Here is a 25,706-nt window from a genome sequence, read left to right as displayed (position 1 = left end):
CCAAATGATGGCGAAATGCCAAAGAATCGGCGTCAGCGAATTGGCCTTACGACAGAGGGGGAGCCATTACGCTCCGGAGTGGGTTCCTTCGGCAGCGGGGCCTCCTTATGGCCTTCCCCGTTGATCAGATTGAGCGGGTTGCGCATCTGGATGCCCTGCATCACACCGATGATGTCACTGGCGGGCACTGCCGGGCTGAGCAAGTAGCCTTGAATGAAATCACAGCCATGCTTGAGCAGCAGCTCGAATTGCGCCTGGGTTTCCACGCCTTCGGTCACCACCTGCAGGTGCAGGGTATGGGCCATGCCGATAATCACCTGGACGATCTCGATATCGGCGGTGGATTTGGGAATGTCCTGGATAAACGAGCGGTCGATCTTCAAGGTGTTCAATGGCAGGCGCTTGAGGTAGGCCAGGGATGAGTAGCCGGTGCCGAAGTCATCGATGGCCAGGGAGACACCCAATGCCCGAATCTGCCGCAACAGCGCCAGGGTACTACTGATATTGCCCATCAGCGCGTTTTCGGTGACCTCCAGTTCCAGGCGGTTGGCGGCAACCCCGGCGAAGCGCAGGGCGGCTTCGATTTCATCGGCCAATTCATCACGGGCCAGGTTCAAGGCCGAGCAGTTCACGGCCATGGTCAGCCCGGAGTAGCCGCGATCGGACAACAAGCTCAGGTCGTGACAGGCTTGGCGCAGCACCCAGTGATCCAGTTCGGCAATCAGCCCGTTGCTTTCGGCGATTTCGATAAAACGGTCCGGCGCCAGCAGCCCATGTTGCGGATGCTGCCAGCGTACCAGGGCTTCCAGGCGGGTGACCTTGCCGAGCTTCATGTCGAAGATCGGCTGGTAAAACAGTACCAATTCGTTGCGCGCACGCAGCGCCGTACGTAGCTCTTCTTCCAGTTGCAGCTCGAGGAAAGCACGGGTTTTCAGGTTGGAGCTGAAGAAGCTCAGGTTATTGCGCCCGTTGTCCTTGGATTGGTACAGCGCCAGGTCGGCGGTTTTCAGCAGCTCTTCGCAGGTCAGGCCGTCATCGGGAAACACACTGATGCCGATGCTGGTGGTCATCACCATGCGTCGACCGGCCAGCTCGATCGGATCTTTCATCCTCTGCATGATGCGTTGGGCCATGTGGCGCGCTTCATCGCGGTGGTGGATGCTGATCAGGATGCAGAACTCATCGCCACCAAAGCGCGCGACCACATCTTCGTGGCTGCGCACGGAACTCTTGATGTGCCCGGCCAGTACTCTGAGCAACTGGTCGCCGGCGTCATGTCCCAGGCTGTCGTTGATTCGCTTGAAGTGGTCGATATCGAGAAAGATCATCGCCATCATGCCTTTGTTGGCGGTTTTTTCTGCGACTTTCTCCGCAAAGATCTGGTTGAACCCACGGCGGTTGAGCAGGCTGGTCAGTGCGTCGAAATGTGCGACTTGTTGCAGCGACGCACGTGCCTGGTCCAGTTCACTGAGCAGTGCGTTGACCCGGCGCAGGTCGCGCTCCTTTTGCTGCAGTTTCTTGTCGGCCAAGGCCGCGCTGATGCTGCTGCCGATCACCAGTAGCGTAATCACCGCTACCGACAGGCCCAGTTGAATCGGGTTGTGGTCCAGCGCTAACGACAGGTCGGCCCCCGTGGGCACGACCATCTGCATGGCGGCCATGCCGGTGAAGTGCATGCTCAGAATGCCGGCGCCCAGCACCAGGCTGGCGGCGTACTTGAGCAGTTGATGAAATACCCCGGTGCCGGTGCGCAGGTAGCTGGACAGTAACAGCGCAGCGAGGCTGGCGCCGATGGCGATCGCCACCGACGTAATGAGCAAGCCCGATTCGAAGTACATCACGGCTTGGGAACGCATGGCCGACATGCCGACATAATGCATCAGCGCGATGCCGAGCCCCATCCAGGCCGACGCCAGGAGGTATTGATGGAACCGCAGGTGCGGATGACTGAGGGTTTGCATGGCGAACAGCGAAGCGATCAGGGCGATCACCAGCGAAACGAACGTGAGGATCAATTCGTAATGAATAGCGATTGGGGCCTGGAAAGCCAGCATGCTGATGAAGTGAGTCGACCAGATGCCGCCCGCCAGGCACCCGGCACCCAGCCAGCGCCAGTGTTTACGGGCGGTGGGGTCTTCCACATGGCCGACTCGCTCGGCCATATCCAGCGTGCCGAACCCGGCCGCGCAAGCGACCAGGTAAGCCAGCAGCACCAGAAAGGGGTTATGACTGCAATTGAGTAATAAATGCCCTTTTTCTGGAAGCTCGGTGAAAAAGTGCATCCCAAGCCATTCCATAGCATGCCCCGTCATAGAGTCACGTCACAGCCTGAGGCGATGACCTATGAAGGCGAGTATAGAAGCTTCGCGGGATTCATCATGGATAATGGCACTTTGCTTTGAACTTTTTTCGCATGGTGCCCATAGCGTTTGATGCTAAGCGCTGATCGGCAATTCCCGCGCGACAGGTGCTTCCAGTGGAGCCAGGCCGAATGCGGCACGTGCGGCGTCGCAGTCGACATTGTGTTCACCCTGGCTCCACGATGCGTCGAACTCACGGCACGGGCTCGAGCGCTGCTCGTAAATCGTGCAGCGGGTCTCTTTGCCCACTTCGCCCTCGAGGCTGCAGCAGCGTGCGGGTTTCTGGTCTGTACCGATCATCGCCACGCGGGTGGGGTTGATCTGTACCACCAGGTCATCGGGTACCGTACCGCCGGAGGAAGCGCACTCACCCCAGAAGAAAGACACACGAAAGTATGAACAGCAGGCACCGCAATTCAGACACGGACTGGCTTCGGACATGGGCGTCATCGATAAGAAAAGTAGAAGTAGGGTGTTTCGGAAGGCTCGCCATTCTATCCGGGCCGTAGCCGTTGGGAAGAGGGGGGCGCACTTATATTTTGTGTAGGCAAAGTCCCATTGCGACGGGCGAAATCATGCCCTATCAGCTTTACGAATCATTACAGACAACCACCGCCAGCCTGACTATGTTGCAGGTACCTGAGCAGGATGCACCGGACATCGCAGCTCTTATAACAATAAAAGAGACGGACCCATGCAGAACTCGACCCAAGCGGCGAATGCCTGGCGCATTCTGTTCCTGCTGTTCCTGGCCAACCTGTTCAACTTCTTTGACCGTACCATTCCCGCGATCATCATCGAGCCGATCCGCATGGAGTGGCATCTGAGCGACTTCCAGCTCGGTATCATCGGCACGGCCTTCACTATCGTCTATGCGATTGCCGGCTTGCCGCTGGGGCGTATGGCCGATACCGGTTCACGCAGCAAACTGATGGGCTGGGGCCTGTTTGCCTGGAGCGGGCTCACCGCGATCAATGGCATGGTTGGCAGTTTCTGGAGCTTCCTGCTGGTGCGCATGGGGATCGGCATCGGCGAAGCCAGCTACGCGCCGGCGGCCAACTCGCTGATTGGCGATCTGTTTCCAGCGCACCGCCGGGCACGGGCCATGGGCATTTTCATGCTGGGCCTGCCATTGGGCCTGGTGCTGGCGTTTTTCACCATTGGCGCGATGGTCAAGGCTTTTGACAGCTGGCGCGCACCGTTCTTCATAGCCGCCGTGCCGGGGCTGATCCTGGCGATATTCATGTTCTATATCAAGGAACCTGAACGCGGCGCGGCGGAAACCGTAAAGGTCTCTCAAGAGCGAGTCGACCGCCCGATCCGTCGCGTGCTGGCGGTGCCGACTTTCCTGTGGCTGGTGCTGGCCGGGCTGTGTTTCAACTTTGCCACCTATGCCTGCAATTCGTTCCTGGTGCCCATGCTGCAGCGCTACTTCCTCATGCCATTGCAGGAGGCGGCCGTGGCTACCGGGGTGATCGTCGGCCTGACCGGCCTGGTGGGCTTGACCTTGGGCGGCTGGATTGCCGACAAGATCCATCAGCGGGTCGCCAATGGTCGTCTGTTGTTTGCCGCGTGCAGCCTGATCATTTCCACGGTGACCACCGCCTGGGCCTTGCATGCCGGGCGAATCGAGATCGGTGTGTTTATAGCCCTGTTCAGTGTCGGCTGGCTGTTCGCCTATAACTTCTACACCTGCGTGTACACCGCGATCCAGGATGTGGTCGAGCCGCGTCTGCGGGCGACGGCGATGGCGTTGTTCTTTGCCGGCTTGTACCTGCTGGGAGGGGGCATGGGGCCGATCGTGGTGGGCGGCCTGTCGGACCATTTCGCCCATTCGGCCATGTACGCGGCGGGAGCTGAGCAAATGACCGAAGCTTATAAAGCGGTGGGGTTGCATGACGCCATGTACCTGATCCCGGTGGCGCTGTTCTTGACCATGCTGTTTCTGTTCCAGGCGTCACGCAGTTTTGTGCGGGATGCCAAGCGGATGAAGGAAGGCTTGAGTGCGGTGGAGGTGCCGGCTTCGGCGGCGACTGTCTAATACTGCACCGTCACGTTGAAACAGGGCGCTGGCTCCCGATGAGGCGCGCAAGATGAATGAAAAAAGGCCCGCATTGCGCGGGCCTTGTTTTTTGCTTCAAGCCGCGATTAACCGGCGACCAGCACCCGGATCGCTTCCAACCGCAGTGCCGCCTTGTCGAGCATGGCCAGGCCTTGTTCGCGTTGGTTGCGCAGGGCAACCAGTTCGCTGTCACGCACCGTCGGGTTGACGGCTTGCAACGCGGTCAGGCGTGCCAGTTCTTCTTCGGTATCCGCCGCCAGGCGACGCTTGGCCTCGGCCACGCGCTCGGCATGTTGCGGGGTGATCTTCTCTTCACCTGCGTTGATGCGTGGCGTCAACTGGTCGCGCTGGGCCTGGATGAACTTGTTGGCGCTGGCCCGCGGCACGCTTTCCAACTGGTCGTTGAGGGTCACGAAGGACACTCGGCTCGACAGGTCGTTGCCATTGGCGTCCAGCAGGCAGCGCAGGGCGGCCGGCGGCAGGTAACGGCCCAGTTGCAGCGCACGTGGCGCAACCACTTCGCTGACATAGAGCAGTTCCAGCAATACGGTGCCGGGCTTGAGCGCCTTGTTCTTGATCAGCGCCACGGCGGTGTTGCCCATGGAACCGGACAGCACCAGGTCCATGCCGCCTTGCACCATCGGGTGCTCCCAGGTGATGAACTGCATATCTTCGCGCGACAGCGCCTGGTTACGGTCGTAGGTGATGGTCACGCCTTCGTCGTCGCCCAGGGGGAAGCTGGCGTCGAGCATTTTTTCGCTGGGCTTGAGGATCAGCGCGTTTTCCGAATGGTCTTCGCTGTCGATGCCGAACGCGTCGAACAGGGTTTCCATGTAGATCGGCAGGGCGAACTGGTCGTCTTGCTCAAGGATAGCCTCCACCAGCGCCTCGCCTTCACCCGCGCCACCGGAGTTGAGCTCCAGCAGACGGTCGCGACCGGTGTGCAACTCTTCTTCCAGGCGCTCGCGCTCGGCGCGGGCCTCGTCTATCAGCGCTTGCCACTCGCCGTCATCGGCGTTTTCCAGCAGCGGCAGCAGGCGCGGGCCGAACTGATGCTGCAAGGCGTTGCCGGTCGGGCAGGTGTTGAGGAACGCGTTCAGCGCTTCGTGGTACCACTGGAACAGGCGCTCTTGCGGGCTGGTTTCCAGGTACGGCACGTGCAGTTCGATCACGTGTTTCTGGCCGATCCGGTCCAGACGGCCGATCCGCTGCTCCAGCAGGTCGGGGTGGGACGGCAGGTCGAACAGCACCAGGTGGTGGGAGAACTGGAAGTTGCGGCCTTCACTGCCGATTTCCGAGCAGATCAGCACTTGGGCGCCGAACTCTTCATCGGCGAAGTAAGCGGCGGCGCGGTCACGTTCGAGGATGTTCATGCCCTCGTGGAATACCGTGGCCGGGATACCGGAACGCACGCGCAGGGCGTCTTCCAGGTCCATGGCGGTTTCGGCGTGGGCGCAGATCACCAGGACCTTGGTGCGCTTGAGCATTTTCAGCTGGTCGATCAGCCACTCGACCCGTGGGTCGAAGCGCCACCAGCGATTGTCTTCCTCGATATCCGGCTGCGACTGGAAGCTGACTTCCGGGTACAGCTCGGCGTGTTCGCCCAGCGGCAGCTCCAGGTACTCGTCCGGGTTCGGCAGCGGGTAGGCGTGCAACTTGCGCTCGGGGAAGCCTTGTACGGCGGCGCGGGTGTTGCGAAACAGCACGCGGCCGGTGCCGTGGCGGTCGAGCAGCTCACGCACCAGGCGCGCACTGGCTTCGGTGTCGCCATCGTTGACGGCGGTGAGCAGGGCTTCGCCTTCGTTGCCGAGGAAACCCTGGATGGTCTTGTGCGCGCCAGGGGAAAGGCGGCCCTTGTCCAGCAGCTCCTGCACGGCTTCGGCTACCGGGCGATAGTTGTCGCTTTCTGCGCGGAAGGCTTGCAAGTCGTGGAAGCGGTTCGGGTCCAGCAGGCGCAGGCGTGCGAAATGGCTGTCCTGGCCCAGTTGTTCCGGGGTGGCGGTGAGCAGCAGCACGCCGGGGATAACCTCGGCCAACTGTTCGACCAGCGCGTACTCCGGGCTGACCTTGTCTTCATGCCACACCAGGTGGTGGGCTTCGTCGACCACCAGCAGGTCCCAGCCGGCGGCGAACAGCGCGTCCTGGGCCTTTTCGTCGTCCACCAGCCATTCCAGTGCGACCAGCGCAAGCTGGGTGTCTTCGAACGGGTTGGCGGCATCGCTTTCGATAAAACGTTCTTCGTCGAACAACGCCACTTGCAGGTTGAAGCGGCGGCGCATCTCTACCAGCCACTGGTGCTGCAGGTTTTCCGGCACCAGGATCAGCACACGGTTGGCGCGGCCCGACAACAGCTGGCGATGGATCACCAGGCCGGCTTCGATGGTCTTGCCCAGGCCCACTTCATCCGCGAGCAATACCCGTGGCGCGATACGGTCAGCGACTTCACGGGCGATATGCAGTTGGTGAGCAATAGGTTGCGCACGCACGCCACCCAGGCCCCACAGCGAGGACTGCAATTGACGGCTGGTGTGTTCCAGGGTGTGGTAACGCAGCGAGAACCAGGCCAACGGGTCGATCTGCCCGGCGAACAGACGGTCGCTGGCCAGGCGGAACTGGATAAAGTTGGAGAGTTGGGTTTCCGGCAGGGTGACCTGCTCGTTCTGCCCATTGAGGCCGTGGTACACCAACAGGCCGTCGGCATCGTCGACTTCCTGCACGGTCATTTTCCAGCCTTCGAAATGGGTGATGGTGTCACCCGGCGAGAACCTCACGCGAGTGAGGGGCGCATTCCGTAGCGCATACTGACGAGTGTCGCCAGTGGCCGGATAGAGCACGGTCAACAAGCGCCCGTCCTGTGCCAGAACGGTGCCTAACCCCAGCTCTGCTTCGCTGTCACTAATCCAGCGTTGCCCCGGTTGATACTGCTGCGCCATGCTGCCTGACTCCCGCCGTGAAAAAGCCGACTATCTTAACGGAACACGGCCCTCAGCCAAAGGATTCTGACAAAAACTACTCTGTTTGAGCGGCGCTTCAACAGTTGAATCGACAGATGGCGGGCACTCACGAGTGTCGACTGGGTCACAGCTTGGCGACTGGCCGTTCAAGTCGCCCGGCGGTCCGCCGACAGCCTGTTGATCAGGAGAATAAAGCCTATGTTGCCACCCATGCTGCCCGTCAGCGTTGTGCCGGTCACGTCGCAGCTCGACCCGGCGCGCCAGAAGCCGGATATCCCGCCGGTGGTGCCCGTACAAGCAGGCTCCAACGAGAGCACGATCGACCTGAAAAAGGGTGATGCGGAGCAATCGGGCTTTCTGCTGCGCGAAGAACAGCGCCGCCAGCAAGAGCAACAAAAACGTCGGCGCGAAGCCGACGAGGATCCTGAACAACACTTGGCGATTCCAGGTGATGTGCTCAATGCCGACAACACGGTGCCAGTCGTCCCGTTGATCGAAGATGCGCCGCGCCAGGGGTTGTGGGTGGACGTCGAGGTCTAATCGCTCAAGGCCCGCAGTGCCGCTATCAGCAATTCGATGTCGTGATCGTTGTTGAGCGGGCTGACCGAGATTCGCGCAATGCTGTTCAAGCCGCGAGCCTGCATGTCCAAGGGCGTATAGGCCACGCCGTTGGCGCCGATATTGATGCGTTTGAGTCCCAGGCATTGCTTGAGCTCGAAGGCGTCCCAGCCGGCGAGGTTGAAGGCGATCAGACCTGAGTGGGTGGTGCCTGAGTCGTGCAGGGAAAGGCCGGGGATCTCACGCAACTCTTCACGAATTCGCTTGCTGAGCTGTAAGACTCTTTCCCAGGTTCGCTCCACGCCGAGTCGGTTGACCTCTTGCAGCGCATTGCCCAACCCTGCCAACAAGGCATAGGACGCCTCACTGGTTTCAAAGCGTCGGGCGTCGTTGCGCAAGTCGAAGCCTTTGGCGGTCCAGGGGGCTGAAAACACGTCGCGTTGAACCGGGTTCAAACGTTGAAGGAAGTCGGGTCGAATATAGAGCAGCGCCGTGCCGCGTGGCCCGCGCAGGTGTTTGCGGCCCGCCGATTTGAGCACGTCGCAGCGCAGCGCCTGTACGTCCACCGGTAGCTGGCCGACCGCCTGGCCTGCGTCGATGAAGTATGGGATGCCATGGCGCCTGGCCACAGCGCCTATCGCCTGGGCCGGGTTGATAAGACCGCCATTGGCGGGAAGCCAGGTCAGGTCGATCAACTTCACGTTTGCATCGATCATCGACTCCAGGGCGATTGGGCAGACTGCGCCGCTTTCATCACAGGGGATAACCTCCACCCGCGCACCCGCTTGCACGGCCAGGTCCATGCTGGCGAGGTTGCCCCCCCATTCCTGCCGGCCGACCAGAATGCGATCGCCAGGCTGCCAAGCGCCCAAGGCTTGAAATGCCATGCTCCATGCGGTCGAGCCGCTGCTGGCAAAGGCTATTGAAGAAGCCGGTGCATTCAGCAATTGCCCGGCCGCTTGGCGAGCTTTTTCCACCAGCAGCGTGCCATGCTCGCCGGCTTCCATGGGGCCGTCGCGGGCTTCGCGTTGCAACTGGTCGATGATCGCGTCGAGGGTCGCCTGGCTCGGCAAGGAGGCACCAGCATGATTGAAATGCACGATGCCCGACCGGCAGCCCGGTGTTGCGTCCCGCAGGTGTTGGACTTCGAGCGGGCTCATGGTTGCAACTCGAAAAGCGCATCCACCTCCACGGCGACGCCGGCCGGCAAGCTCGATACGCCCACGGCGGTGCGCACGTGCCGGCCCTTGTCGCCGAGGGCGTTGACCAACAGGTTCGAGGCGCCATTGGCGACCGCGCTCTGCTGCTGGAAGTCGCCGCTGCTGGCGATAAAGACCCCGACGCGCAGGGTGCGTGCCAGGCGCGACAGATCATCGTCGAGGGCGCTGCTCAGTTGTGCCAGCAGCCCCAAGGCCGCCAACTGCGCCGCCTGGGTGCCTTCTTCGGCGCTGAGGGATTCGCCGAGGCGGCCGAGGTAGGCGGGTTTGCCCTCGAGCATTGGAATCTGCCCGGAGATCCACAGTTGGTTGCCGCTGATAACGTAGCTGAGGTAGTTGGCCGCAGGTTGGCTGGCCGCCGGTAGCGTCAGGCCAAGGGCGTGCACGTGTTGGCGGATCGAGTCGCTCATGGTGAATCCTCCTGGTTCAAGAGGCTTCAGCATGTCGGGCGTGGCAGTGGGCGACAAACGCGTAGATCTCACTCGACGTATCGAAAAAGCTCATGCGTGGCGGCAGGCTTCCTGCAACCATTGGCTGAAGCACTTGACCGCTTCGTGGGTGGAGCCGTGGGGGGTGATCAGCCAGTAGCCTATTTCGCTGCGATAGGGCGGCCAGTCGAAGGCTTCGACCAGGCTACCGTCCTGGAGCCTGCGCTCGATCAAGCGGTGGCGGCCCATTGCGATGCCTTGGCCGGCCACGGCGGCTTCGACCACGATATTGTAGTCATGCAGCACGACACGCGGGTGATCGGCCAGGTCCAATTGATAGTGCGCGGACCAATCCGTCCATTCGAACGGTCGATGGGAGGTGGCCATCAACAACGGCCCTTTCTGCAGTTGGCTGGCCTTGAAGGCGGGGCTGCACACGGGTGAGATCGCCTCATCCATCAGGCGCACGGCCTGCACATCGGGCCAGTCGCCCTTACCATAGCGGATGGCCAGGTCGACCTCGGCGGCGGCGACGTTGGCCAGTTGAATCGACGGCAGCAATTCCACCTGAATGTGCGGGTAGCGGGTGAGAAAGTCGGCCAGCCGTGGGGCCAGCCACAGGGTGGCGAAAGAAGCCAGCAGGCCGATGCGTAGCACGGTGTGGCGCGGGGCGACCCGTTGTACGCGGGTCGCCGCAGCGATGGCATCCAGGGCAGGGCGTATTTCGTTGTAGTAATGCTCGCCATCGGTAGTCAGGTCGATCGCACGGGTACGACGGATAAACAGAGGTTTGCCCAGATGCTGTTCAAGTTTTTGTACCTGATGACTCAGGGCACTCTGGGTCACCGACAACTCGTTGGCCGCCTTGATAAAGCTCAAGTGGCGCGCCACCGCCTCGAACGCGCGCAGGGCCAGCAATGGCGGAAGATCCTTGTGCAGTGCCACTTGAATACGTCTCCGGGGCAGGGGGAAATGCCGATTTTGGGCGATGACCTGCCATTTGTCGCTCGTTGATTTGCCGTGGCGCGAGGGAGGCCGCATTATTGAGCGATTCCCGCCACGACGTAAGCCAAGCCATGAGTGAAGACCCCAAGCTGATCGACCTGAATGCCGAACGTGCCAAACGTATCCATGACCTGAATGACAAGCGCCTCAATGAAGTGCGTCAGGCATTCGAACAGGCAATGCCGTTGCTTGGGAAAAAGCCGAAAGTTAAGAAAAAACCGAAGAATAATCCGAAAAAGCGTTGAAACTGCCGGCATCCATTGATGCAGGTCAGTTATTGCCCTCCTTTACGCCCAGTTGCGTGGGACATTGATCCCCGTCAATTTTCCATTCCGCCTTCTCCTTTAACTTAGCCCTATCGCAACAGGGCACGAGCAGGAGGCCGGTCATGTTTTTCGATAATGTGGTGTTCGCCGGAGTGCTGACTGTAAGCCTCATGGTGTTGTTCTTTGTAGGGTTTGGGATTTTTATCTGGAAAGACGCTAACAAGCGTAAAGAACCGTAAGTCTTTCTGGATTACATGGGCACGCAAGGCATTTTGGGCGACTTCGGTCGCCCTTTTTTTTGCGTGTTGGTTTGTGTACATATTCACTTGGTAAAGAGATATGTCGCCAATCGAACGCGCATAAAAAAAGGCGCGATCCTCAGCGAGGTCGCACCTTCTTTTTCTACCGCTGGGTTATCAGCTGCCCAGCGCCTTGGACGCCAGCCAGAACAACCCGGCCGACAAGGCCACGGTCGCCGGCAGGGTCAATACCCAAGCCATCAGAATCGTTTTCACCGTGCCACCTTGCAGCCCACTCTTGTTGGCCACCATGGTCCCGGCTACGCCCGACGACAATACGTGGGTCGTCGAAACCGGCAGGCTGAAGATGTTGGCCAGGCCGATCATACTCGCCGTGGTGATTTGCGCCGACATGCCCTGGGCATAGGTCATGCCCTGTTTGCCGATCTTCTCGCCGATGGTCAACACCACGCGCTTCCAACCGACCATGGTGCCCAGGCCCAAGGCCAGTGCAACGGCCAGGATCACCCAGAACGGGGCATATTCGGTGGTGGCGGTCAGGTCTTTGCGCAGTTTGTCCAGGTCGGACTTCTCACGCGCATCCAGGCCCGGCAGCTTGCCGACTTTCTTCGCGGTATCGTCCAGGCACAGCAGGTAACGGCGTACTTCGATACGGTGCTCGGCGGTCAGCGAATGGTAGTCGGAGACGCCTTTGAGGGTTTCCATCAGGGCGTTGATGGTCGGCTCGGTCTGTTGCGGATTGCATTGGAACTTGCCCGGCAGATCGTCCTTCACGCCTTTGCCCAGTGCGAGGAACTCGCCGAGCGTGGCGTTGTTGCGCTGGTAGAACTGGCTCAGATGCACGGTCGCGTCGCGAGTGCGTTCGATCTGGTAGGTGGTGCTGCCCAGGTCGAGTACGAACTGGGCCGGCACGATACCGATCAGCACCAGCATGATCAGGCCGATACCTTTCTGACCGTCGTTGGAGCCGTGCACGAAGCTTACGGCCATGGCCGAAATCACCAGGACCAGGCGGTTCCAGAACGGCGGATGCTTCTTGTCATCGAGTTTGCGGCGCTGGTCCGGGGTCTTGTGCATCTTCGACAGCGGGCGCCACCATTTCAGGCCGATCAGCACCAGGGCTGCGACCAGGAAACCGGCCATCGGCGAGAACACCAGCGAGGCACCGATATCCACTGCCTTCTGCCAGTTCACACCGTCAGCCAGGGGGATGTCGTTGATCAGGGCATTGGCCAGGCCGACGCCGAGGATCGAGCCGATCAGGGTGTGGGAGCTGGAGGCGGGGATACCGAAGTACCAGGTGCCCAGGTTCCAGGTGATTGCCGCGGCCAATAGCGAGAAGACCATTGCCAAACCATGGCCGGTATTCACATTGATCAGCAATTCCACCGGCAGCAAATGCACGATGGCGTAGGCGACGCCGACACCGCCGAGCAACACGCCGAGGAAATTGAATACCCCGGAGAAGAACACGGCCAGGTGTGGCGGCATGGCTTTGGTATAGATGACTGTGGCCACCGCGTTAGCGGTGTCATGAAAGCCATTGATGAACTCGAAGGCGAGGACAAAGGCCAGGGCGAGCAACAGGCTCACTAGAACCCAAGCATCCAGTCCGCTGAATAAATCGATCATGAAGGTTTTCTGACCCGGTCGTAAGGGGGCGCGATTATGCCAGAAAACCTCAGTAATCGATGCATTAGCTGCTCATCGGTAACAATCTTCTCTGAAAAAAAACGCGGGCAGGGCGCTCATCCCAGGGTTTTCGGGGGCTTGGCAAGTCTTTGATTTATAAAGTTCGGGGCGATCGAGACGGGTTTTTACCGGCAAACATCCTGTTTGAAACATTTGTATGAAATTTCGTTGGCAGCAGCAGGAAGCTGACCGTTTGGAACAGGGAGGTGCTCTCCGCCGTTGGTGGACCGGCGGAGACAGCAAAAACCGCAATGCTCATATCGAAGTGCTTATGGCTCTTCGGCTTTGAGCTCCTGTTCGATCTTTTGAATTTCCTGGGCGAATGCCTGGTCCAGCAGGCTGGCTCGTTTGCGCCATGGCTTGCGTTCCGGCTCAGGTTGGGCGGCGTAGGTGGTGACTTCCCCGCCGTAAACGTCCTTGTAACGTTGTTCCTGGCGCTCAAGTTCCGCGCGCAGTTCGTCTTTCGTCACAGTGTTACCTAATTGAGTTGAGTGTATGTGTTGTGCAACGCGGTGCGTGAGAGTCGTCCCGGGGCTATGCCAAGTATGAACAGTGCAACCGTTCAAGTTTGAAGCAAAGGCCAGGGAACGTTATCTCTAAACCGACTATTTGTTTTTATTACCGGCGCGGCCTACAACCCGCTGCGCCTGATGAGCTCCAATCCCGACAGCGTTACCGGGCTGACCTCTGTACACGCTGCATTATAGCGGCGCACACGAATAACACTATCATCATGAAGTTAAAAAAACTCAACGCCGTGTGAGGGGGTTGTTACAAGTTTTGCGTCTCAATTTTCGATATCCCGCGTCATAAAGTCTGCCCTCATCTCAATATCGACGCAGTACGCTTCTTTCATGTTCATTGTGCAGTGTTAAGACTTGATGTACCCGGCAAATTGCGATTATCGGATGGTTGTCCGATAATCGCCCAATGTTGCCTTGGCGACCTTGTGCATCGGTCTGTGCGACTGGTAATAGCTAATCGCTGCCAACCCTCCCGGCGATTGAAAATAAGATAAAGGGCCCCGAAATGAACGATCAATTGCGCAATTCCTTCGCATCCGTCGCGCCGCCGATCGTGGCTTCACCGGCCAAGCGTATCCAGGCGTTTACGGGGGATCCGGATTTCATGACATCCCTGGCGCGAGGCTTGGCCGTGGTGCAGGCGTTCCAGGAGCGCAAGCGCCACCTGACGATCGCCCAGATCAGTCACCGTACCGAAATCCCCCGCGCCGCCGTGCGCCGTTGCCTGCATACCTTGATCAAACTCGGCTACGCCACCACGGATGGGCGTACCTATTCGCTGCTGCCCAAAGTCTTGACCCTGGGCCATGCCTATTTGTCCTCCACGCCTCTGGCGGTGTCGGCCCAGCCCTATCTGGACCGTATGAGCGAGCAGCTCCACGAAGCGTGCAACATGGCGACGCTGGAGGGCGACGACATTCTTTATATCGCCCGTTCGGCCACCACCCAGCGCCTGATTTCCGTGGACCTGTCGGTGGGGGGGCGCCTGCCGGCGTATTGCACTTCCATGGGCCGCATTCTGCTGGCGGCGCTGGATGATTCCTCGCTCAAGGACTACCTTGACCACGCCGACCTGCAAACCAAGACCAGCCGCACCCTGACCACGCCGCAAGCCTTGCTCGAATGCCTGCAACAAGTACGTCAGCAGGGCTGGTGCATCGTCGATCAGGAGCTGGAACAGGGGCTGCGTTCGATTGCCGTGCCGGTGTATGACGCCTCGGGCCAGGTGCTGGCCGCGCTGAATGTGAGCACCCACGCCGGGCGGGTCAGTCGCAACGAGTTGGAGCAGCGCTTCTTGCCGAGCATGCTCAGCGCCAGCCGCGAGCTGAGCACGCAGTTGTTTGCCTAAGTGTTCGGTGACCGCACAGATCCCGGCCTGATCAATTGACGGTGTTTCCCCAGGCTTATTAATGTGCGGCAGCGCTATCGCTGCCCCCAATAATAATCACGGCCTCAGGTCGTCGGCCCGCCCATCGGTGTGGAAATAACAATAATGAATCAGCCTTCTGTCGGCACCAACCTGGACGTACAGTCCTTTATCAATGCCCAGCCATTGTCTCGCTATCAGTGGCGCGTGGTGATCCTGTGTTTTCTGATTGTCTTCCTCGATGGCCTCGACACCGCCGCCATGGGCTTTATCGCGCCTGCGCTGTCCCAGGACTGGGGCATCGACCGCGCCAGCCTTGGCCCGGTGATGAGTGCCGCGTTGATCGGCATGGTCTTCGGCGCGCTGGGCTCCGGTCCGTTGGCCGACCGCTTCGGGCGCAAAGTGGTGCTGGTGGGCGCGGTGCTGGTGTTTGGCGCATTCAGCCTGGCCTCGGCCTACAGCACCAGCGTCGATCAGTTGCTGGTGTTGCGCTTCCTCACCGGGCTGGGCCTGGGGGCGGGCATGCCGAATGCCACCACGCTGCTGTCCGAATACACCCCGGAGCGTCACAAATCGTTGCTGGTCACCAGTATGTTCTGTGGCTTCAACCTGGGCATGGCAGGGGGCGGGTTTATTTCGGCCAAGCTGATTCCGGCCTTCGGCTGGCACAGCCTGCTGCTGATTGGCGGTATCCTGCCGTTGATCCTGGCGCTGGTGCTGTGGGTATGGCTGCCGGAATCGGCGCGCTATCTGGTGGTGCGCAATCGCGGTAGCGACAAGGTGCGCAAAACCTTGTCACCCATCGCGCCCGACCTGGTTGCCCAAGCCACCAGCTTCAGTGTGCCCGAGCAGAAAACCGTCAAGGCGCGCAACGTGTTCGCGGTGATTTTCTCCGGCACCTACAGCGCCGGCACGTTGCTGCTGTGGCTGACTTACTTCATGGGGCTGGTGATTGTTTACCTGCTGACCAGTTGGCTGCCGACCCTGATGCGTGACAGCGGCGCCAGCATGGAGCAAGCCGCGTTTATCGGCGCGTTGTTCCAGTTTGGCGGCGTACTGAGCGCGGTCGGTGTGGGCTGGGCGATGGACCGGTTCAATCCGCACAAGGTCATCGGTACGTTCTATCTGTTGGCCGGGGTGTTTGCCTACGCAGTGGGGCAGAGTCTGGGCAATATCACCCTGCTGGCGACCTTGGTGCTGATCGCCGGGATGTGCGTCAACGGTGCGCAATCGGCGATGCCGTCACTGGCCGCACGTTTCTACCCGACCCAGGGCCGCGCCACCGGCGTGTCGTGGATGCTCGGCATCGGCCGCTTCGGCGCCATCCTTGGCGCATGGATGGGCGCCACCTTGCTCGGCCTGGGCTGGAACTTCGAGCAGGTACTGACCGCCCTGGTGATTCCGGCGGCGTTGGCCACCACGGCTGTCGTGATCAAAGGCATGGTCAGCCACGCCGACGCGACTTGAGCCCCTGCCACTTTGCCTGCGATTGGCAAACGATTAGCTAGGCAACAATCGGTTCGATAATCGAACGCTGAGTCGATTATCGGATTGTTTGGGCGATTTTCCCGGCTTAATCTTCAAGCACTTCGGCGCCACCTCAGCGCCTTTTTCGATCCATATCGGGAGCTCCAACCCCATGGCTGAAATTCTCGCGCTGCGTGACGCGGTGAAGCAATTTGTGAACGACGGCGACACCGTCGCTCTGGAAGGCTTCACCCATCTGATCCCTACGGCAGCGGGTCATGAAATCATTCGTCAGGGCAAGAAAGACCTGACGCTGGTGCGTATGACGCCTGACCTGATCTACGACCAGTTGATCGGTGCCGGTTGCGCCCGCAAGCTGATTTTCTCCTGGGGCGGCAACCCGGGCGTGGGCTCCCTGCACCGGCTGCGCGACGCTGTCGAGAAGCAATGGCCACAACCGTTGGAAATTGAAGAACACAGTCACGCCGACCTGGCCAATGCCTACGTCGCCGGCGCATCCGGCCTGCCGTTCGCGGTGCTGCGCGCCTACGCAGGTTCCGACCTGCCCAAGGTCAACCCGCTGATCAAGTCCGTGACTTGCCCGTTCACCGGCGAAGTGCTGGCGGCGGTGCCGTCGGTGCGTCCGGACGTCACCGTGATCCATGCGCAAAAGGCCGACCGCAAGGGCAACGTGCTGCTGTGGGGGATTTTGGGGGTGCAGAAGGAAGCGGCACTGGCAGCCAAGCGCTGCATCGTCACCGTCGAAGAAATCGTCGATGACCTGAGTGCGCCGATGAACAGCTGCGTCCTGCCGACCTGGGCCCTGACTGCGGTGTGCCATGTACCCGGTGGTGCGCACCCGTCCTACGCTCATGGCTACAACGAGCGTGATAACCGCTTCTACCAAGCGTGGGACCCAATCGCCCGTGACCGTGGGACCTTTACCGCATGGATTGATGAATACATCCGCGGTACCGCCGACTTCACTGAATTCCAGGCCAAGCTGGCCACCGCGCAGGAGGCCAAGTAATGGCTTACTCGACCAATGAAATGATGACCGTCGCCGCTGCGCGCCGCCTCAAGAACGGCTCCGTATGCTTCGTTGGCATCGGCCTGCCGTCCAAGGCCGCCAACCTGGCGCGACTGACCTCGTCGCCGGATGTGGTGCTGATCTACGAATCCGGCCCGATTGGCGCCAAGCCATCGGTATTGCCGCTGTCCATCGGTGACGGCGAGCTGGCGGAAACCGCCGACACCGTGGTCCCGACCGGTGAGATCTTCCGTTACTGGCTGCAAGGCGGGCGCATTGACGTCGGCTTTCTCGGCGCCGCCCAGGTCGACCGCTTCGGCAACATCAACACGACCGTGGTCGGTGACTACCACCAGCCTAAAGTGCGCCTGCCCGGTGCCGGCGGTGCGCCGGAGATCGCCGGTTCCGCCAAGAGCGTGTTGATCATCCTCAAGCAGTCGGCGCGTTCGTTTGTCGACAAGTTGGACTTCATCACTTCGGTCGGTCATGGCGAAGGCGGTGACTCGCGTAAACGCCTGGGCCTGCCGGGCGCGGGGCCGGTAGGCATTATTACTGACCTGTGCATCATGGAGCCGGAAGAGGGCACCCATGAGTTCGTGGTCACCGCGCTGCACCCTGGGGTGACCCGTGAGCAAGTCATCGCCGCTACCGGTTGGGCCGTCCGTTTTGCCGAGCAGGTCGACACCACGGCCGAACCGACCGATCTGGAGCTGACCGCTCTGCGTGACCTTGAAGCCCGTACTGCCGCCGCCCATGGCCAAGCCCCCGGAGAAGCCTGATGCGCGATGTGTTTATCTGTGACGCTATTCGTACGCCCATTGGCCGTTTTGGCGGTGGCCTGTCCACCGTGCGTGCCGATGACTTGGCGGCGCTGCCGATCAAGGCCTTGATCGAGCGCAACCCATCGGTGGACTGGAATGCTGTGGATGAAGTGTTCCTCGGCTGCGCCAACCAGGCCGGTGAAGACAACCGCAACGTCGCCCGTATGGCGCTGTTGCTGGCGGGCCTGCCTGCAAGCGTTCCCGGTGTGACCCTCAATCGCCTGTGCGCCTCGGGCATGGATGCAATCGGCACCGCTTTCCGCGCCATCGCCAGTGGCGAAATGGAGTTGGCAATCGCCGGTGGCGTTGAGTCGATGTCCCGTGCACCGTTCGTGATGGGGAAGGCTGACGCGGCGTTTTCGCGCAACATGAAACTGGAAGACACCACCATCGGCTGGCGCTTTATCAACCCGTTGATGAAAGCGCAGTACGGTGTGGATGCCATGCCGCAGACCGCCGATAACGTCGCCGACGACTACAAGGTGTCCCGCGCCGACCAGGATGCCTTCGCCCTGCGCAGCCAGCAACGGACTGCTGCCGCACAAGCCGCCGGGTTCTTCGCCGAGGAAATCGTGCCGGTACGCGTTGCCCATAAGAAAGGCGAGACCGTCGTCGAGCAAGATGAACATCCACGGGCTGACACCACCCTGGAAGCCCTGAGCAAACTCAAGCCGGTCAACGGCCCCGACAAGACTGTCACCGCCGGCAATGCCTCGGGTGTGAACGATGGTGCGGCAGCGCTGATCCTCGCTTGCGCCGAAGCCGTAAAGAAACACGGTTTGACCGCCCGTGCACGGGTACTGGGCATGGCCAGCGCCGGTGTCGCACCGCGTGTGATGGGGATTGGACCGGTGCCGGCAGTACGCAAACTGGTGGAGCGGCTGGGCCTGGCGGTCACCGATTTTGATGTGATCGAGCTCAATGAAGCCTTCGCCAGCCAGGGTTTGGCGGTGCTGCGCGAGTTGGGTCTGGCCGACGACGCGCCGCAGGTCAACCCGAACGGCGGCGCCATTGCCCTGGGCCACCCGCTGGGCATGAGTGGTGCGCGTTTGGTGCTGACCGCACTGCATCAGCTTGAAAAGACCGGTAGGCGCAAAGGCCTGGCGACCATGTGTGTGGGCGTCGGCCAGGGCTTGGCCCTGGCGATTGAACGCATCTAAATAAGAGAGGATTGCTCCATGAGTGACAAGCCCGGATACCGGCGCCCGCAAGCGGGTACTCAACCGGATTACCTGCACCCGGCCTACCAGTCGACGAACCTGCGTTCGCCGTCCAAGCCGTTGGTGTTCCTGCCCCATTCGTTGTCGGAAATTACCGGCCCGACCATCGGTGCCGAGCGGGTCAACCCGAAGGACAACGACCTCACCGCACAGCATGAAGGCGACCCCCAGGGCGAACGCATCATCATTCATGGCCGTGTGCTGGACGAAAACGGCTCGCCGGTGCCCGGTATTCTTGTGGAGATCTGGCAGGCCAACGCCGCCGGGCGCTACAACCACAAGAACGACCTGCACGACGCGCCGCTGGACCCGAATTTCACCGGAACCGGCCGCACCGTCACCGACGCCGACGGCTGGTATCAGTTCCAGACCATCAAGCCCGGCGCCTACCCGTGGGGCAACCACCACAACGCGTGGCGGCCGGCGCATATCCACTTCTCGCTGTTCGGCCCGAGCGTGCTGACGCGGCTGGTCACGCAGATGTATTTCCCCGGCGACCCATTGCTCGAATATGACCCGATCTACAACTGCGTACCGGACACCTCGGCCAAGCAGCGCCTGATCGCCCGTTTCGACCTGGAAAAAACCATTCCTTCCTATGCCCTCGGCTATCGCTGGGACATCGTCTTGCGCGGCCGCGACGCCACGCCGATGGAGAAATGAGATGACACTCAACGCGACTACGTCCCACACCGTCGGGCCGTATTACCACATTGGCCTGACCTGGCTGAACCGTGAAGACCTGACCGTGCCGGCCACCCTCGGCGAACGTGTGGCGATCAGTGGGCAGGTGGTGGATGGCAAGGGTAATGTCGTCAACGACGCCATGCTTGAAGTGTGGCAAGCCAATGCTGCCGGTAAATATGACCACCCGGAAGATGAGCAGGACAAGGCCGTCGACCCGAACTTCGAAGGTTTCGGCCGGGTGCCGGTGGATGCCGAAGGGCGTTTCCGCTTTACCACCATCAAGCCGGGTGCAGTGCCGGGGCTGAACGGCACGACCCAGGCGCCGCACCTGGTGGTCCTGGTGTTTGCCCGTGGGTTGGTGAAGCACTTGCTCACGCGGATTTATTTTGATGGCGAGGCGCTGAACGGGGACGACCCGTTGCTGGCCTGTGTGCCGGCTGAGCGTCGTAGCACCTTGATTGCCCGGCAGGATGCCGGTGGTGTCTATCAGTGGAATGTGATTTTGCAGGGCACAGACAAGGAAACGGTGTTCTTCGATTATTGAGTTGGCTTGAGGCCATTCGCGAGCAAGCCCGCTCCCACATTTTGATGTGTGAATACCTGCAAATGTGGGAGGAGGCTTGCTCCGGATGAAGCCGGTTCGGGCATTACTTCTCCAAAAGTCTGCTTGCGGAACATGGTTGTTGCAAAGTATGTCTAGGCTATAACCGTTCCCACTGAGTAAAAAAACATGACAACAACAACGAGTCACTACACCGGAGAAGAACGCAGCAAACGGATTTTTGCGATTGTCGGTGCTTCCTCCGGCAACCTTGTCGAATGGTTCGACTTCTATGTCTATGCCTTCTGCGCCATTTACTTTGCGCCGGCGTTTTTTCCGTCGGACAACCCCACGGTTCAACTGGTCAACACCGCCGGTGTGTTCGCCGCCGGGTTCCTGATGCGGCCCATTGGTGGCTGGCTGTTCGGTCGGGTAGCCGATAAGCACGGCCGTAAAAACTCGATGATGATCTCGGTGTTGATGATGTGCGCCGGCTCCCTGGTCATCGCCTTTTTGCCGACCTATAACGCCATTGGCGTCTGGGCGCCGATCCTGCTGCTGGTGGCGCGCTTGTTCCAGGGGCTGTCCGTGGGCGGCGAGTACGGCACCACCGCGACCTACATGAGTGAAGTGGCGCTCAAGGGCCAACGGGGTTTCTTTGCCTCTTTCCAGTATGTGACGCTGATCGGCGGGCAACTGCTGGCCGTGCTGGTGGTGGTGATCCTGCAACAGATCCTCACTGAAGAAGAACTGCGGGCCTGGGGTTGGCGGATTCCATTCGTGATCGGCGCCGTCGCGGCGGTGATTTCGCTGCTGCTGCGCCGCTCGTTGAAAGAAACCACCAGCAAGGAAATGCGCGAAGACAAAGACGCCGGCAGCATTGCCGCGTTGTTCCGCGACCACAAAGCCGCGTTTATCACGGTGCTGGGCTACACCGCCGGCGGCTCACTGATTTTCTATACCTTCACCACTTACATGCAGAAGTACCTGGTAAACACCGTCGGCATGCATGCCAAGACGTCGAGCTACATCATGACCGGTGCGCTGTTTTTGTATATGTGCATGCAGCCGGTATTCGGCATGTTGGCGGACAAGATCGGCCGACGTAACTCGATGCTCTGGTTCGCCGGCCTTGGCACCCTGTTTACCGTGCCGATCCTGCTCACTTTGAAAACCGTCAGCAGCCCGTTCCTGGCATTCGTGCTGATCACCCTGGCCTTGGCGATCGTGAGCTTCTACACCTCCATCAGCGGCCTGGTCAAAGCGGAGATGTTCCCGCCCCAGGTGCGTGCCTTGGGCGTGGGCCTGGCCTACGCGGTGGCCAACGCGATCTTTGGCGGCTCTGCGGAGTTCGTCGCGCTGAGCCTCAAATCCATCGGCCTGGAAAACAGCTTCTATTGGTACGTCACGGCGATGATGGCAATCGCTTTCCTGTTCAGCTTGCGCCTGCCGAAACAGGCGGCGTATCTGCACCACGATCTCTAGGGATGAGTTATGACACTGCGCACGAGCAATCAACTGTTCGACGCTTACTTCACTGCTGACAGCATGGCCGAGGTGTTCTGCGACCAGGGACGCCTGCAGGGCATGCTGGATTTCGAAGCGGCGCTGGCCCGGGCCGAGGCCCGGGTCGGGCTGATTCCACAGGCCGCCGTGGCGCCGATTGCCCAGGCCTGCCTGGCATCGCTGTACGACGTCGATGCGCTCGGCGCGGCGATTGCCACGGCGGGCAATTCGGCGATTCCATTGGTCAAGGCGCTGGGCAAGTTGATTGCCGCTGAAGACGCCGGCGCCGAACGCTATGTGCACCTGGGCGCCACCAGCCAGGATGTGATGGACACCGGCCTGGTGCTGCAACTGCGGCGCGCTGTGGCGTTGATCGAAACGGACTTGGCGCAGTTGGGTGGCGTTCTGGCTGCTCAAGCGCAGCGTTATGCGAGCACCCCTCTGGCCGGGCGCACTTGGTTGCAGCACGCGACGCCGGTGACGCTGGGTATGAAAATCGCCGGATGGCTGGGGGCGGTGACACGCTGCCGCCAGCGTCTTGCCGAACTGAAGCCGCGCCTGCTGGTGCTGCAGTTTGGCGGTGCTTCCGGCACGCTCGCGGCGCTGGGCGAACAGGCCATGCCGGTGGCCGAGGCGCTGGCGGACGAGTTGCAGTTGAGCTTGCCCGAGCAACCCTGGCATACCCAGCGTGATCGCTTGGTGGAGTTCGCCGCCAGCCTTGGCCTGATCGCCGGCAGCCTCGGCAAACTGGGACGCGATGTCAGCCTGCTGATGCAGACCGAAGCGGCGGAAGTATTCGAGCCCTCGGCGCCAGGCAAGGGCGGTTCATCGACCATGCCCCACAAGCGCAACCCCGTGGGCGCCGCCGTATTGATCAGCGCCGCCACGCGCGTGCCCGGCCTGGTCGCAACGATGTTCAGTGCCATGCCCCAGGAGCATGAGCGCAGCCTGGGCCTATGGCACGCCGAATGGGAAACCTTGCCGGAGATCTGTCGCCTGGTGTCCGGCGCCTTGAAGCAGGCGTTGCAGGTGAGCGAGGGGCTTGAGGTCGATGCGCAGCGCATGGCGCACAACCTCGACCTGACCCAAGGCCTGGTGTTGGCCGAAGCGGTCAGCATCGTGCTGGCCCAGCGCCTGGGCCGTGAGACCGCGCATCATTTGCTTGAACACTGCTGCAAACGGGCCGTTGCCGAAGGGCGCCATCTGCGCGCCGTGCTGGCGGACGAGCCGCGCATCACGGCCGAGTTGTCGGCAACTGAGCTGGACCGGCTGCTTGACCCGGCCCACTACCTGGGCCAGGCGCAAACCTGGGTGACCCGCGCAGTGGCCGACCATTTTGCATTGACCGCCTGAGGAGAACGCTGTGGCTTTCGTACAACTCGCCGAGGGCGAACTGCATTACCAACTGGACGGACCGGCCGCCGCGCCGGTGTTGGTGCTGTCCAACTCCCTGGGCACCGACCTGCATATGTGGGACCTCCAGATCCCGGCCTTTGCCCGGCATTTTCGCGTGTTGCGTTTCGACACCCGCGGCCACGGCCAGTCCCTGGTGACGCCGGGGCCGTACAGCATCGAGCAACTCGGCCATGATGTGATCGCGTTGCTTGATGCGCTGGATATCCAGCGTGCGCATTTTTGTGGCCTGTCCATGGGCGGGTTGATTGGCCAATGGCTGGGCATTCACGCCGGTGAACGCCTGCGCCGCCTGGTGGTGTGCAACACCGCCGCCAAGATCGGCACGCCCGAGGTCTGGAACCCACGCATAGAAATGGTCCTGCGCGACGGCGCGGCGGCGATGGTGGCCTTGCGCGATGCGTCCATTGCGCGCTGGTTCACGGCGGATTTCGCCGCGGCCAACCCGCATCAGGCCAAGCTGATCACCGATATGCTCGCGGCGACTTCGCCCGAGGGTTATGCGGCGAACTGCGCGGCGGTGCGCGATGCCGATTTTCGTGAGCAATTGGCCTCGATCAACGTCCCGACCCTGGTGATTGCCGGCACTGAAGATGCCGTGACGCCACCGGCCGGCGGGCACTTTATTCAGAACCATGTGAAGGGCGCCGAGTACGCCGAGTTTTACGCGGCGCACCTGTCCAACGTTCAAGCCGGCACGGCGTTCAGCGACCGCGTCCTGGACTTTCTACTGGCCCATTAATGTAGTGAGCGGGCTTGTCCTAATGCTAGTCAGTTAAGCGATAGAACGGACGATGAATAACTTGTGGGAGGGGGCTTGCTCCCGATGAGGGTATGCCAGTCAGCAGTTTATCGACTGACCCACCGCTATCGGGAGCAAGCCCCCTCCCACAGTGACAGCGTTAAACCTTAACTGACTGGCATTAGGGCAAGCCCGCTCACTACAAGTGAGGAATTTTTTGTGGACGAGAAACAACGTTACGCCGATGGCCTGCAGGTACGCCGTGAGGTACTGGGCGATGCCCACGTCGATCGCAGCCTCAATGCCCTGACCGAGTTCAACAGCGAGTTCCAGGAGATGATCACCCGTCATGCCTGGGGCGATATCTGGACCCGACCCGGGTTGCCACGGCACACCCGCAGCCTGATCACCATCGCCATGTTGATCGGCATGAACCGCAGCGAAGAGCTGAAACTGCACTTGCGCGCCGCCGCCAGCAACGGCGTGACCCGTGCCGAGATCAAGGAGGTGCTGATGCAGAGCGCGATCTACTGCGGCATTCCGGCGGCGAACGCGACGTTCCACCTGGCGGAGTCGGTGTGGGATGAGTTGGGGGTTGAGTCTCGGCAGTGATCAGTGGGAGTCGGCATCCCACACCCAATTCCATACCCCAGGCAGATGCACCGGCTCATTCACATCCTTGACCGTGCGTGCCAGCGCGGCGCGCTCCAGGGTGGCATGGTCGGTGTAGAAGGGTTCGGCGGCGGTTTTCATGCCGTTGATCCTGGCACTGTCCAGCAGGATCTGCAGATACTCCTGCATATGCCGTGCGGTGTAGCGGTTGATGTCGTGGAAGGTCACCACTACGGGGATCACCCCGTCCACCGTGGGCAGTTCGCCCAAGGCAATACGTTCGCGTACCACTGACAGTTGCCGGTACAGGTTGGCGCGGCGACGCGGGCTGCCATTGAACCCCCAGATCTTGCCGTCGTTGGCACTCAAGTCGGTCAGCAACACCTGCAGGTGGTGGCGCTGGTAGGCCGCGAAGGTGCGTTTGTCGTAGTTCCAGAAGGGCGGGCGAACCAGCCGGGGCGGGGTTCCCGTGATGGCGGCGATATCTGCCGAACCCTGGGTGAGGGTGCTTTCCAATTCGGCATCATTGAGCCAGCGATGGTTGGTATGAAACGCGGTAGCCGTGTGGAATGCCAGGATATGCCCGGCGGCATACTCACGCTCCATGGTCTTGTGACCACGCGGGTTGCCCCCCGAGCGCGAGGCTTCGGTCTGCAGGAAGAACACCGCCTTGATGTCCGGCAACACCGGGTTTTTCGCCAGGTCCGCGATTACCGAACGGCTCGGGTTGTTATAGCCCGAGGCGCTGGGGCCGTCATCGAAGGTCAGCAGAAATCGGATCGGCGCCTGGGCCTGCAAACGCTGCGCGGTCTGCGGCGTCAGGGCAATAGGTGCGCTGATGCAGCCGTTGAGGCTCAAGGCCAGGGCTAGCAGGGCAGTCGCTAAGGCGAAGGCTTTCATGGTGGACGCGGGCTCGAATAAGGCCGCTGCTGGGTGGTTCAGCAGCGGCAGGCGCGCACCATACAGTAAGTGTGA

24 protein-coding genes are annotated in these 25,706 nt (G+C 61.0%); 15 read left to right on the top strand and 9 right to left on the bottom strand.

Annotated elements, in window-relative coordinates; all coding sequences use genetic code 11:
- Positions 1-32 precede the first annotated feature (32 nt).
- Together MJP36_RS23370 and MJP36_RS23365 are read right to left on the bottom strand one after the other, a co-directional pair.
- Complete coding sequence (locus MJP36_RS23370; protein ID WP_090366327.1) at positions 33-2,297, bottom strand: putative bifunctional diguanylate cyclase/phosphodiesterase; 2,265 nt, start codon at positions 2,295-2,297, stop codon at positions 33-35.
- Between the two features lie 138 nt (positions 2,298-2,435).
- The gene (locus tag MJP36_RS23365) at positions 2,436-2,801 is read right to left on the bottom strand and encodes a YkgJ family cysteine cluster protein (protein ID WP_060753795.1); all 366 of its coding nucleotides are present in this window, start codon (positions 2,799-2,801) and stop codon (positions 2,436-2,438) included.
- Between the two features lie 253 nt (positions 2,802-3,054).
- Here MJP36_RS23365 and MJP36_RS23360 point away from each other — a divergent pair, with 253 nt between their 5' ends.
- Positions 3,055-4,401 (top strand): spinster family MFS transporter, encoded by a 1,347-nt coding sequence (locus MJP36_RS23360; protein ID WP_161549744.1) that lies wholly within the window; start codon positions 3,055-3,057, stop codon positions 4,399-4,401.
- 107 nt (positions 4,402-4,508) lie between these two features.
- On the opposite strand, the gene rapA is transcribed toward MJP36_RS23360, so the two are convergent.
- Positions 4,509-7,355 (bottom strand): RNA polymerase-associated protein RapA, encoded by a 2,847-nt coding sequence (gene rapA / locus MJP36_RS23355; protein WP_244384092.1) that lies wholly within the window; start codon positions 7,353-7,355, stop codon positions 4,509-4,511.
- Positions 7,356-7,574: 219 nt separating this feature from the next.
- On the opposite strand from rapA, the gene MJP36_RS23350 reads away from it, so the two are divergent.
- On the top strand, positions 7,575-7,916 hold the full coding sequence (locus MJP36_RS23350; protein WP_060753792.1) for a hypothetical protein: 342 nt from the start codon (positions 7,575-7,577) through the stop codon (positions 7,914-7,916).
- On the opposite strand, the gene MJP36_RS23345 is transcribed toward MJP36_RS23350, so the two are convergent.
- The 3 genes from MJP36_RS23345 to MJP36_RS23335 form a co-directional block, all read right to left on the bottom strand.
- Positions 7,913-9,094, bottom strand: coding sequence for an aminotransferase class V-fold PLP-dependent enzyme (locus MJP36_RS23345; protein ID WP_244384091.1), 1,182 nt, complete (start codon positions 9,092-9,094; stop codon positions 7,913-7,915). The two genes, MJP36_RS23350 and MJP36_RS23345, sit on opposite strands and share 4 nt — an antisense overlap.
- Positions 9,091-9,561 (bottom strand): RidA family protein, encoded by a 471-nt coding sequence (locus tag MJP36_RS23340; RefSeq protein WP_205344788.1) that lies wholly within the window; start codon positions 9,559-9,561, stop codon positions 9,091-9,093. The genes MJP36_RS23345 and MJP36_RS23340 overlap by 4 nt, the downstream gene beginning before the upstream one ends.
- Before the next feature lie 90 nt (positions 9,562-9,651).
- Positions 9,652-10,524: a LysR substrate-binding domain-containing protein gene (locus MJP36_RS23335; RefSeq protein WP_060753789.1), complete on the bottom strand. Its 873-nt coding sequence runs from the start codon at positions 10,522-10,524 to the stop codon at positions 9,652-9,654.
- A 98-nt stretch (positions 10,525-10,622) separates the two neighbouring features.
- On the opposite strand from MJP36_RS23335, the gene MJP36_RS23330 reads away from it, so the two are divergent.
- Together MJP36_RS23330 and ccoM are read left to right on the top strand one after the other, a co-directional pair.
- A complete protein-coding gene (locus MJP36_RS23330; protein ID WP_143038184.1) occupies positions 10,623-10,829 on the top strand; it encodes a hypothetical protein in 207 nt (68 codons plus the stop codon).
- Between the two features lie 143 nt (positions 10,830-10,972).
- On the top strand, positions 10,973-11,089 hold the full coding sequence (gene ccoM / locus MJP36_RS27965; RefSeq protein WP_017137226.1) for a cytochrome c oxidase subunit CcoM: 117 nt from the start codon (positions 10,973-10,975) through the stop codon (positions 11,087-11,089).
- 177 nt (positions 11,090-11,266) lie between these two features.
- On the opposite strand, the gene MJP36_RS23325 is transcribed toward ccoM, so the two are convergent.
- Together MJP36_RS23325 and MJP36_RS23320 are read right to left on the bottom strand one after the other, a co-directional pair.
- On the bottom strand, positions 11,267-12,742 hold the full coding sequence (locus tag MJP36_RS23325; protein WP_060753788.1) for an inorganic phosphate transporter: 1,476 nt from the start codon (positions 12,740-12,742) through the stop codon (positions 11,267-11,269).
- A gap of 329 nt (positions 12,743-13,071) precedes the next feature.
- Positions 13,072-13,272, bottom strand: a complete 201-nt coding sequence (locus tag MJP36_RS23320) for a hypothetical protein (protein WP_003172389.1) — start codon at positions 13,270-13,272, stop codon at positions 13,072-13,074.
- 559 nt (positions 13,273-13,831) lie between these two features.
- On the opposite strand from MJP36_RS23320, the gene pcaR reads away from it, so the two are divergent.
- From pcaR to pcaC, 11 genes are all read left to right on the top strand, one after another.
- Positions 13,832-14,674, top strand: a complete 843-nt coding sequence (pcaR, locus tag MJP36_RS23315) for a pca regulon transcriptional regulator PcaR (protein ID WP_060753787.1) — start codon at positions 13,832-13,834, stop codon at positions 14,672-14,674.
- 144 nt (positions 14,675-14,818) lie between these two features.
- Positions 14,819-16,159, top strand: coding sequence for a 4-hydroxybenzoate transporter PcaK (gene pcaK, locus MJP36_RS23310; RefSeq protein ID WP_060753786.1), 1,341 nt, complete (start codon positions 14,819-14,821; stop codon positions 16,157-16,159).
- A gap of 172 nt (positions 16,160-16,331) precedes the next feature.
- Positions 16,332-17,189, top strand: a complete 858-nt coding sequence (locus MJP36_RS23305) for a CoA transferase subunit A (protein ID WP_244384090.1) — start codon at positions 16,332-16,334, stop codon at positions 17,187-17,189.
- Positions 17,189-17,968, top strand: a complete 780-nt coding sequence (locus tag MJP36_RS23300) for a CoA-transferase subunit beta (protein ID WP_060753784.1) — start codon at positions 17,189-17,191, stop codon at positions 17,966-17,968. Before MJP36_RS23305 ends, MJP36_RS23300 begins: the two co-directional genes overlap by 1 nt.
- Positions 17,965-19,170, top strand: a complete 1,206-nt coding sequence (gene pcaF, locus MJP36_RS23295; protein ID WP_178126901.1) for a 3-oxoadipyl-CoA thiolase — start codon at positions 17,965-17,967, stop codon at positions 19,168-19,170. Before MJP36_RS23300 ends, pcaF begins: the two co-directional genes overlap by 4 nt.
- Positions 19,171-19,188: 18 nt before the next feature.
- On the top strand, positions 19,189-19,893 hold the full coding sequence (gene pcaH / locus MJP36_RS23290; protein ID WP_060753782.1) for a protocatechuate 3,4-dioxygenase subunit beta: 705 nt from the start codon (positions 19,189-19,191) through the stop codon (positions 19,891-19,893).
- Between the two features lies 1 nt (position 19,894).
- Complete coding sequence (pcaG, locus tag MJP36_RS23285) at positions 19,895-20,461, top strand: protocatechuate 3,4-dioxygenase subunit alpha (RefSeq protein ID WP_060753781.1); 567 nt, start codon at positions 19,895-19,897, stop codon at positions 20,459-20,461.
- A gap of 186 nt (positions 20,462-20,647) precedes the next feature.
- Positions 20,648-21,943, top strand: coding sequence for an MFS family transporter (locus MJP36_RS23280; RefSeq protein WP_060753780.1), 1,296 nt, complete (start codon positions 20,648-20,650; stop codon positions 21,941-21,943).
- Positions 21,944-21,952: 9 nt separating this feature from the next.
- Complete coding sequence (locus MJP36_RS23275; protein WP_161549739.1) at positions 21,953-23,317, top strand: 3-carboxy-cis,cis-muconate cycloisomerase; 1,365 nt, start codon at positions 21,953-21,955, stop codon at positions 23,315-23,317.
- Between the two features lie 10 nt (positions 23,318-23,327).
- A complete protein-coding gene (gene pcaD, locus MJP36_RS23270; RefSeq protein ID WP_244384089.1) occupies positions 23,328-24,119 on the top strand; it encodes a 3-oxoadipate enol-lactonase in 792 nt (263 codons plus the stop codon).
- A 219-nt stretch (positions 24,120-24,338) separates the two neighbouring features.
- Positions 24,339-24,731 carry a 4-carboxymuconolactone decarboxylase gene (pcaC, locus tag MJP36_RS23265; RefSeq protein ID WP_060753777.1) on the top strand — a complete coding sequence of 131 codons (393 nt, stop codon included), beginning with the start codon at positions 24,339-24,341 and terminating at the stop codon, positions 24,729-24,731.
- On the opposite strand, the gene MJP36_RS23260 is transcribed toward pcaC, so the two are convergent.
- Positions 24,732-25,631, bottom strand: coding sequence for a polysaccharide deacetylase family protein (locus MJP36_RS23260; protein ID WP_104995744.1), 900 nt, complete (start codon positions 25,629-25,631; stop codon positions 24,732-24,734). It lies immediately after the preceding gene.
- Between the last annotated feature and the right edge of the window lie 75 nt (positions 25,632-25,706).

This window comes from Pseudomonas palleroniana, assembly GCF_022836895.1.
Lineage (GTDB): Bacteria > Pseudomonadota > Gammaproteobacteria > Pseudomonadales > Pseudomonadaceae > Aquipseudomonas > Aquipseudomonas palleroniana.
This window is presented reverse-complemented; position numbering and strand designations above follow the sequence as displayed.

Excerpts from the sequence above, each read along its gene's own strand:
- rapA (WP_244384092.1), bottom strand. The coding sequence starts at position 7,355 with ATGGCGCAGCAGTATCAACCGGGGCAACGCTGGATTAGTGACAGCGAA.
- pcaR (WP_060753787.1), top strand. The coding sequence starts at position 13,832 with ATGAACGATCAATTGCGCAATTCCTTCGCATCCGTCGCGCCGCCGATC.
- MJP36_RS23345 (WP_244384091.1), bottom strand. The coding sequence starts at position 9,094 with ATGAGCCCGCTCGAAGTCCAACACCTGCGGGACGCAACACCGGGCTGC.
- pcaK (WP_060753786.1), top strand. The coding sequence starts at position 14,819 with ATGAATCAGCCTTCTGTCGGCACCAACCTGGACGTACAGTCCTTTATC.
- pcaG (WP_060753781.1), top strand. The coding sequence starts at position 19,895 with ATGACACTCAACGCGACTACGTCCCACACCGTCGGGCCGTATTACCAC.
- MJP36_RS23300 (WP_060753784.1), top strand. The coding sequence starts at position 17,189 with ATGGCTTACTCGACCAATGAAATGATGACCGTCGCCGCTGCGCGCCGC.
- MJP36_RS23365 (WP_060753795.1), bottom strand. The coding sequence starts at position 2,801 with ATGTCCGAAGCCAGTCCGTGTCTGAATTGCGGTGCCTGCTGTTCATAC.
- MJP36_RS23260 (WP_104995744.1), bottom strand. The coding sequence starts at position 25,631 with ATGAAAGCCTTCGCCTTAGCGACTGCCCTGCTAGCCCTGGCCTTGAGC.
- MJP36_RS23370 (WP_090366327.1), bottom strand. The coding sequence starts at position 2,297 with ATGGAATGGCTTGGGATGCACTTTTTCACCGAGCTTCCAGAAAAAGGG.
- MJP36_RS23360 (WP_161549744.1), top strand. The coding sequence starts at position 3,055 with ATGCAGAACTCGACCCAAGCGGCGAATGCCTGGCGCATTCTGTTCCTG.
- MJP36_RS23280 (WP_060753780.1), top strand. The coding sequence starts at position 20,648 with ATGACAACAACAACGAGTCACTACACCGGAGAAGAACGCAGCAAACGG.
- MJP36_RS23305 (WP_244384090.1), top strand. The coding sequence starts at position 16,332 with ATGGCTGAAATTCTCGCGCTGCGTGACGCGGTGAAGCAATTTGTGAAC.
- MJP36_RS23275 (WP_161549739.1), top strand. The coding sequence starts at position 21,953 with ATGACACTGCGCACGAGCAATCAACTGTTCGACGCTTACTTCACTGCT.
- ccoM (WP_017137226.1), top strand. The coding sequence starts at position 10,973 with ATGTTTTTCGATAATGTGGTGTTCGCCGGAGTGCTGACTGTAAGCCTC.
- MJP36_RS23340 (WP_205344788.1), bottom strand. The coding sequence starts at position 9,561 with ATGAGCGACTCGATCCGCCAACACGTGCACGCCCTTGGCCTGACGCTA.
- pcaH (WP_060753782.1), top strand. The coding sequence starts at position 19,189 with ATGAGTGACAAGCCCGGATACCGGCGCCCGCAAGCGGGTACTCAACCG.
- MJP36_RS23350 (WP_060753792.1), top strand. The coding sequence starts at position 7,575 with ATGTTGCCACCCATGCTGCCCGTCAGCGTTGTGCCGGTCACGTCGCAG.
- MJP36_RS23325 (WP_060753788.1), bottom strand. The coding sequence starts at position 12,742 with ATGATCGATTTATTCAGCGGACTGGATGCTTGGGTTCTAGTGAGCCTG.